6 protein-coding genes are annotated in these 8,018 nt (G+C 43.3%); 2 read left to right on the top strand and 4 right to left on the bottom strand.

Features of this window, described 5'->3' with window-relative positions:
• Positions 1-27: 27 nt before the first annotated feature.
• Positions 28-711, top strand: a complete 684-nt coding sequence (locus ACFI6L_RS18710) for a cytochrome b/b6 domain-containing protein (protein ID WP_044583832.1) — start codon at positions 28-30, stop codon at positions 709-711.
• Here ACFI6L_RS18710 and ACFI6L_RS18715 read toward each other — a convergent pair whose 3' ends face one another.
• From ACFI6L_RS18715 to ACFI6L_RS18725, 3 genes are all read right to left on the bottom strand, one after another.
• Complete coding sequence (locus tag ACFI6L_RS18715) at positions 712-2,616, bottom strand: propionyl-CoA synthetase (protein ID WP_462574601.1); 1,905 nt, start codon at positions 2,614-2,616, stop codon at positions 712-714.
• Positions 2,617-2,805: 189 nt separating this feature from the next.
• Positions 2,806-5,394 carry a bifunctional diguanylate cyclase/phosphodiesterase gene (locus tag ACFI6L_RS18720; RefSeq protein ID WP_462574602.1) on the bottom strand — a complete coding sequence of 863 codons (2,589 nt, stop codon included), beginning with the start codon at positions 5,392-5,394 and terminating at the stop codon, positions 2,806-2,808.
• Positions 5,395-5,700: 306 nt separating this feature from the next.
• Entirely contained in the window at positions 5,701-6,963 is a 1,263-nt protein-coding gene (locus ACFI6L_RS18725) for a hypothetical protein (RefSeq protein ID WP_462574604.1), read from the bottom strand.
• A 101-nt stretch (positions 6,964-7,064) separates the two neighbouring features.
• Between ACFI6L_RS18725 and ACFI6L_RS18730 the strand changes: the two genes are divergently transcribed.
• On the top strand, positions 7,065-7,211 hold the full coding sequence (locus ACFI6L_RS18730) for a hypothetical protein (protein WP_462574605.1): 147 nt from the start codon (positions 7,065-7,067) through the stop codon (positions 7,209-7,211).
• Between the two features lie 122 nt (positions 7,212-7,333).
• Here ACFI6L_RS18730 and ACFI6L_RS18735 read toward each other — a convergent pair whose 3' ends face one another.
• The gene (locus tag ACFI6L_RS18735; RefSeq protein ID WP_014948974.1) at positions 7,334-7,819 is read right to left on the bottom strand and encodes a c-type cytochrome; all 486 of its coding nucleotides are present in this window, start codon (positions 7,817-7,819) and stop codon (positions 7,334-7,336) included.
• Positions 7,820-8,018: the final 199 nt, after the last annotated feature.

Raw genomic sequence — 8,018 nt, forward strand, 5'->3', positions numbered from 1 at the left:
TCAGAATACAACCCAACTAAATTTACTATGCAAAAAACTCTTATATGGGATATTCCCACCCGGCTTTTTCACTGGCTTATTGTAGCGAGCCTTTTAGCGCAATATGCAACAGTTGAATGGCTTGAAAACAAAGTGCAATGGCACTTTTACATTGGATACTTCACCTTATTCCTTATCGTTTTCCGCATAATCTGGGGATTTGTTGGTACGCAACACGCGAAGTTCAGTAGCTTTATTACTGGTCCCAGAAAGGTTTTCAATTATATAAAAACCTTATTTAATAGGCAGTCCGAACCCGCTATTGGCCACAACCCTTTAGGCGGATGGTTTGTCGTCGTTATGCTAGTGTTGCTTACCATACAAGCGGTATCGGGATTGTTCATGACCGATGATATTTTCTTAGACGGTCCCTATCGCCAGTTAGCCGGAGAAGAAACACTAGCGCTAATGAACACTCTGCATCACCTTGCCTTTGATGTGTTACTTTACGTTATCGCACTTCATATAGGCGCGGTAATATTTTACAGCGTGTATAAGAAGCAAAAATTGGTTCCTGCCATGGTGCATGGCAATAAGGAGTCAGCAACAGCAGGTATTACTGACTCGCGAATTCTTCGTGCTTTTGTTGTGGCGCTCATCGCCGCAGCAGCTGTATATGTGGCTATTGAAGTATACCCGCCAGCTCCACAGGCAGATGAATATTACTACTAGCTAAACAGCCGTGGGCTTGTTGACCAAGCCCTTCTCTCGCATGAGCGTCTCAATCTCACTTACGCTTGACGGATCATCGATGGTTGAGGGTACGGCAACAGATTCATTGGCTGCAATTTGACGCAGCAGTTTGCGGAGTATTTTACCTGACCGGGTTTTGGGTAAACGATTGACGACGATGGCTCGCTTAAAGCACGCCACTGGCCCGATTTTATCTCGAACCCGTTGAACCAAATCTTGCTCAAGTGCCTGTTCATCAACGGTAACGCCGTCTTTTAGCAGTACCAATCCAACTGGCAATTGCCCTTTCAGTGCATCATGGATGCCTATTACACTACATTCAGCAATGGCAGGATGTCCTGCAAGCACTTCTTCCATTTCACCGGTAGATAACCGGTGCCCGGCAACGTTTATGACATCGTCGGTGCGACCCATAATAAATACGTAGCCATCTTCATCTACGTACCCGTTATCTCCGGTGCTGTAATACCCTTCAAATTCTCGTAAATAGCCATCAACAAACCGTTGATGGTCTTGCCAAATCGTTGTCAAACAACCTGGGGGAAGCGGTAACTTGATAGCAATAGCGCCTTTTTCACCGGTTATTTGCTGTTCATCAGCTCCTTGCAATACCTTTACGTTAAATCCAGGCGTAGGCACGCTTGATGAACCGGGTTTCGTGGCCAATGGTTCAAGCCCCATCGGGTTTGAACAAATTGGCCAGCCAGTTTCGGTTTGCCACCAATGGTCGATAACGGGAACACCAACCTTCTCGCTCGCCCAGAAATATGTTGGCGGATCTAGACGTTCACCCGCCATAAATAAGGTACGCAAGCTCGACGTATTGTATTTAGATAAAAACTCAGCATCAGGGTCCGCTTTTCGTATCGCTCTAAATGCTGTTGGAGCTGCAAAAAGCACATTCACTTTGTGAGACTCTATCATACGCCAAAATGCACCGGCATCAGGAGTGCCAATAGGCTTTCCTTCGTACAGTACCGTCGTTGCGCCTTTTATGAGCGGGCCATAGACAATATATGAATGACCGACCACCCAACCAACATCCGATGCAGCCCAGAAAATATCGTCCTCACTAATACCGTAAATCGCGCCCATTGAATAATGAAGAGCAACCGCGTGCCCGCCATTATCTCGAACGACCCCCTTGGGTTTACCGGTTGTACCTGAAGTATAAAGAACATAAAGCGGGTCAGTTGCATCGACGGCAACAGGAGAAGCTGACACGCTAGCTTCAACCAGAGAAAGCCAATCGTGGTCAGTTGCTTCATTTAACTCAGCAATTAGCTGAGGGCGTTGATACAACACGCATGCCTGTGGTTTGTGCTCTGCCAATGATATTGCTTCATCAACAAGAGGTTTGTACGGTAGAACTTTATTGCCTTCAATGCCACATGACGCAGTAACAATAACTACCGGTTTTGCGTCATCTATTCGTACTGCAAGCTCATTTGCGGCAAAGCCACCAAACACCACAGAGTGCACAGCTCCCAAACGAGCGCAAGCAAGCATCGCGATCACTGCTTGCGGGATCATGGGCATGTAGATAATCACGCGGTCGCCTTTCGTCACACCCAAGCGAGATAAGCCGCCTGCGAACTCGGCAACACGGTTTAATAGCTCTTTGTAAGTAAAGTGCTGAGTGGTTTGTGTAACAGGTGAGTCATAAATAAGCGCGGTTTTATCGCCACGACCATTTTTTACGTGATGATCAAGCGCTAAATAGCTAGTGTTAAGCTGCCCTCCCCTAAACCAGTCGAAGTAACCATTATCTGTAGGTTGGCATCCTTTTTGAGGAGGTTGAAACCACGCTAGCTTTTGTGCTTGTTCTAACCAAAACTCATCCGGGTGCTGGGTCGAGGCAATATATTCATCTTTATAAGTCATAACCATGTCCTGAGTAGGGTTTATCTTCACCCTACGATAGTTACATGACATCTACTAATAAGACTTCAGGCGTAGATCGACTAACAAATTGATTTACATAAATTTAAACTTTACTTCCCTATTTGATAACAAGAGGTATCGAAGCGGTTGTTTCAACGCATACTTGAATAAGCCCTCGACTGCGTAAGGTTAACTACCCTCTTTATATTGCTTCTCACTAATTTTACTTTTCCAATCATCTACACTCATGGGTTTATCTAAGTAATATCCCTGAAATGCTCCGCAACCACATGCCTTAGCTTGATCTAATTGACCCGTTGTCTCTATTCCCTCAGCTACGGTATTTATGTGTAACGCTTTGGCCATGTTGCAAATACTTGTAACCAATAATGTTTTTTGCTGCGAGCCTTCCATCGCTTCGACAAATACCCTGTCTACTTTCAGTTCGGTAATTGGCAAATCTTGAAGATAATTTAAATTTGAGTCACCAAGACCAAAATCGTCGATAGACAAACTAAACCCTTGTTCCGCTAATTCTCTAACGCGACGTTGAATAACGCTCACCCCTCTTATCAATGCACCTTCAGTGAGCTCTAGAGTTAAATTTTTGTGTGACACGCGCCACTTATTTACTATTGCGACGAATTTACTCACAAAATCAGCTCGCGCTAAGTGCTTTGCACTGATATTAACAGACAACTTAGTGTTAATTTTCTTTGACTGGAATTCACTAAGTAACCCGCATGCTTCGTTACACACCCACAGCCCGAGTTCAGCAATAAAATCATTCTCTTCGGCAATAGGAATGAATTCAGAAGGGCTTACTGTACCCATATGAGGATGCTTCCACCTTAACAACACCTCTGAACTTATAACGTTCTGCGTTGCATCGTATTGAGGTTGAAGCTCAATATATAACTCGTTGTTAGAAATAGCCCTGCTCAGAGAGTGTTTAATGTAATTGTACCGCTCGATATCAATTGCATTAACATGAAAATACTCGTGCTCCGACTTAAAAGTAGAAGTATTTTTTACCTCTCTTAAAGGTTTTCTCGACAATAGTTCTTTTATCTTTTTAAACGAAAAATGCTTCGTTGGAACCGTGCAACTTATGGTTTGCGTTTCAATATTTAAGAGGCTGTTGTGCAGGGTTATTGGCGCTAGCACGTGATCGTGGATAAGAATAGCGCAATCGTGTGCAGCATTTAGAGACTGTGCTTCTTCACTAAAATATTGATGAAGATGAATATAAAAAGCACCTCTCTCACATTTGAATATACTGGCTGAATTGCGCTTGTTAATCTCGAATATGCGAATGAAGCGACTGGCCAAAATTCTCAGAATATAGTCTATCGTTGGCTCCCCAAACGCATTTTCGTACTCTTTTATGTTACAGATAGCAACGCGCATAAACGTGGCAAATGGTTTAGATGACTTGTCGTCATGAGCTTTATCGCCAAGGTATCGCTCAAATTGGTGTAAGTTCGGAAGACCTGTCACCGTATCGATTAAAGCGAGTTGTTTGTAATGCTCAATTTCGTGGTTTTGATTAGTGATATCGCGCACTGAGGCGATAATTAATTGTTGATTATGTACAGAGCATTTCGACAAATTAACTTCACAGGCAATACGTTTACCATTTTTATGGCGAAGACATTCGTTTACCGAGCCATTTTCGCTACACCATGCTAAACCCGCTGGTATGTTTATGAAACAAGAAGGCGCATCGGTATTTTGCACCTTGGTTGATATTAATTTTATATCTTGCCCAATCAGCTCTTCGGGCTCAAAGCCTAATACAGAATAAACGCGTTCATTTGCTGTTAGAATAGTGCCATGTTCATCTATGCTTAACACCACGCTATCCACATTATTCAATAAACTGGTCAGATAATCTGTGTAGTTATGTTGTGAATCCGATAGACGCTGTATTTCCGTTTCATCCTGCACTGCGCCATAAAGCCGGGTTAATTTAATTCCGCTAGCATTTCCTCGCTGAACCTGTAAGAACACGGTTAGTTTTATACTTTTTCTGCGACCTTGCTTGTCGTGAAATTCAAAGTGCTTTACGAACTCTCTATCTTCTTTAAGCGCTTTAAAAACGCGCTGCTTTAAGTCCCTTCTATCACTCGAGGTAAGCATATCGAGCACTTCATTAATGCCGACGCTTTTTACACGAGGTAAGCCTAATAAGGCTTTCATCACCTCAGTCAGAGAAAGTACGCCTGTGAATCTGTCAATCTCCCACGCGCCCACTTTAGAAATTGAACTCACCTCTTCTAACAAGGCAAGCTGTTCGGATAACTTGTCTGAATAGGGATGACGCGCCAGCTCATATTGGTAACTAAGCTCTACTTTTTGGCGCGTAATATCTATCAATGTATGTTGTAGAGGGCTCAATACACTGTGGCGTACAAAAGTGAGAACAACACCCATTACTTCATTTTGCATATCTCGCACGGTAGCAACTACTACATAGCTATCAGCATAATGTTCGAGTGAAGGGGGAAAGATAAAATCTTTGCAAGGTATTGGAGCGCTCAAAGGTGTAAGCGGGAGCATGAGCAATACATGTGAAGGAAAAACAACACTCTCGGCTTCTAATGATAGGTGGTTTACGTCGCAAGATAATACCGTTGCTCTTCCATTGCTAGGGTTTACCGAGGCAAGTAATATACACAGAGCCTCTGTTTTCGTTCGACTTTCATTGAGCAACACAGAAATGTTTTGCTGTGTTGTGCGCATGGTTGACAACATGCGTTCACTGCGTAAATCCATCTAAGCAAACCTTTTGATATCTCTTCGAATTCAGCACAAACGATAGCAGCACGACAATAAAAGGATGAAAAGTTGTGTCGTGGTTTTAAGCGCTTTACAAGTTTTGCTGTTTCAGTTGTCTACGAGCTGTTTTATATTTTTTAAAAGCAGGACCTGCGAAGATTGGGTACCTAAACGCGTACCTTCAGTCGAAGAAAATTATCGCCAAGCCTGAGTGTTTAACATAGCCAAGAATTGTACAAATTTCCAGCAAAAACCCATTGAAACGTTTCGAACCCGTGGAAAGTTCTTATTATTACGAATTAACTATTTGAAATCCGGGATAGTACTTGCGAGCTCTTTTATCTGAACAGGATCTAACACTACTGAGCTTAGCGCGCTAGAAACAGTTTGCGTGGGAAGGGCTGTATTCTTGCTAAAAAATTCACGGTCACGCAACTTGAATTTACGCGTTATTGTCGGATACAAGTAATTTTCTGTCAGCCAAAGGACTGCCGCTACTTCTGGACCCGCCGCCATAAGACCCGCAGCGAAAAAGCCTACGCCAATAGCGACCCTCGCAACTGCAGATTCCGATTGCTTTTCACCAAACAACGATGACAACTGCTTCGAATAGGCACGAGCCTCAGCAGTTAAACACTCTTCTGTACCTTGCCCAGAAAAATAGTCATCTTGAGCTTGACGGTATGCTCTCAACTGTTTGCCGACATCGCTAAACGGAGATACTAGTTCCGCCCATTTTGGCCCGCTATTCATTGATACATTTTGCGGTACACGCAATCCGGGTATTGAAACGTGCTGCATTTGTAACTCTTGATCTACTTTGGATAAATCAGCAAACGCTGAGCTAAACCGTGTTTCGACCAAAATTTGCTGTTTCGACAAAGACGTCTGGCTGCCCAAGCAAACACCGAAATTGTAGTGATACGCCTCACAGGCCAGGTGCATCATAGCTAGACGCCCTTGATGGTTATCAGCTAAGCACTCAGTGACCGCAGACTCCCAACGGGTTCGGGTAGCCTCTTTGTCGTATCGATTTGATTGTTCATACAAATCAAACACTCGTCGCCACTGGTCATGACTGACACTGCCAATTGATAAGTCTTCTGGTGTGCGTTCAGCCAACCGCATGATCATTTGATCAAAGCCATGACTGATGTGTTTTTCTGGCCAAGGTATAAAATTATCCGTTTCTTCTAACAGTGGCTGCCACTTACGTAATTCTCGCTTCAAACTTGGCCATTCGGCAGAATTTTTCAAAACGTTGAAACTGGCAACACCTTGATCCGCCATTTTCTCTGGTAAGGAGACTAAATCGGCGTTCCGCGATAAGATCCTTACAAAACCTTGCTCGATTAGTGACGTGAGCGGAGAACAACTGGGGTTTAGAATAGCTTGCCTTGCCGCACTATTATTAAGTAAATACCCATCATTGATAAGTATCTTCTCTCCTAATATAGCCTTCCTCACTAGCAATTGATTAAAGTAGTTTATATCAGCGTCGAATTGCCAAGGAAAACGCTCTACAACATCGTCCAGTGTACCTACATACGTTAGCGAGGGTCGCATCTTATCTCCATATTAAAAATCTGTTGTTAAGCACTTACGAATATACCACAGCGTATGGTTCTTAACGATGTACTCTCGTAGACACGTTCTACAAGGCTATAATGAAGTCAATTTCTGAGCTGGCTAAGTGTGGGGCGATGCCTGATGCTTATTACCTACAAAGCCCTGGACGAAAAAGTACACTACCGTTTGAGGAAGGTTGCGAGTCTGCGCTTCAGCGCCATTCTCAATTTATCTATATGATTTAATTATAAAACACTAATTAACACATCGAAGTATTAATCGAGGTTTTGGGTCAGTAAAATGCAATAGGCACATTCTTACTGACCCGATATTAGAGCGCTTTCACGTGTTGAAAAACAAGCTTGGGCTAGTCCTTCTTATAGTCGTCATGGCATGATTTACAGCTTGCACCAATTTTACCGATTGCACCTCTGTACGCGCTTTCATCACCCGCTTTAACAGCTGCTTGAAGCCCTTGCGCTGCCGTTTTAAGTGCCATCACTTTCTTTTCTACATCTGAGAAATTTTCCCAAATTTCATCTTTTGCGCCAGTTTCAACGTCAAACTTACGGGTATCAACTGATAAATAATCGCCCATCATGTCAGCAAGTTGTTCTAGACGTACGGCATTTGTTTCCATAACGCTTTCGTCAAATGGTAGAGCACCTTTTGCCATGCCACCTAACGGTCCCATGTTACTGCGTACTAACTGAAAAACGGCCTGGCGATATTGTGTTGCAGCTCCAGCGTGTTTTTCTGACGTTGCTTCTGTCACGTCAGCAGCTAATACCGAGCCTGATAAGATTGCGCCTGCCGTGGCAGCGCTCAGTAGCAATTTACTTGAAAATTTCATGCCTGTTCCCTTGTTAGGTAAATATTATTCATTGGTCTCAAACGGGCTTTTAAGCCTTGTAATCAACAAGCTAAAAGTCCCGATACTTAGGTTATCGTGACGAATAGTCGGATGATGCGCAAGATTTTTAGCGGTAAAAGTAAGTAAAGAAAAGACTAACTCCCCCTTTCCTTCTTAAAGTGAGCACTTTCTATTACAA

This window comes from Alteromonas sp. G4i35 (assembly GCF_054960375.1).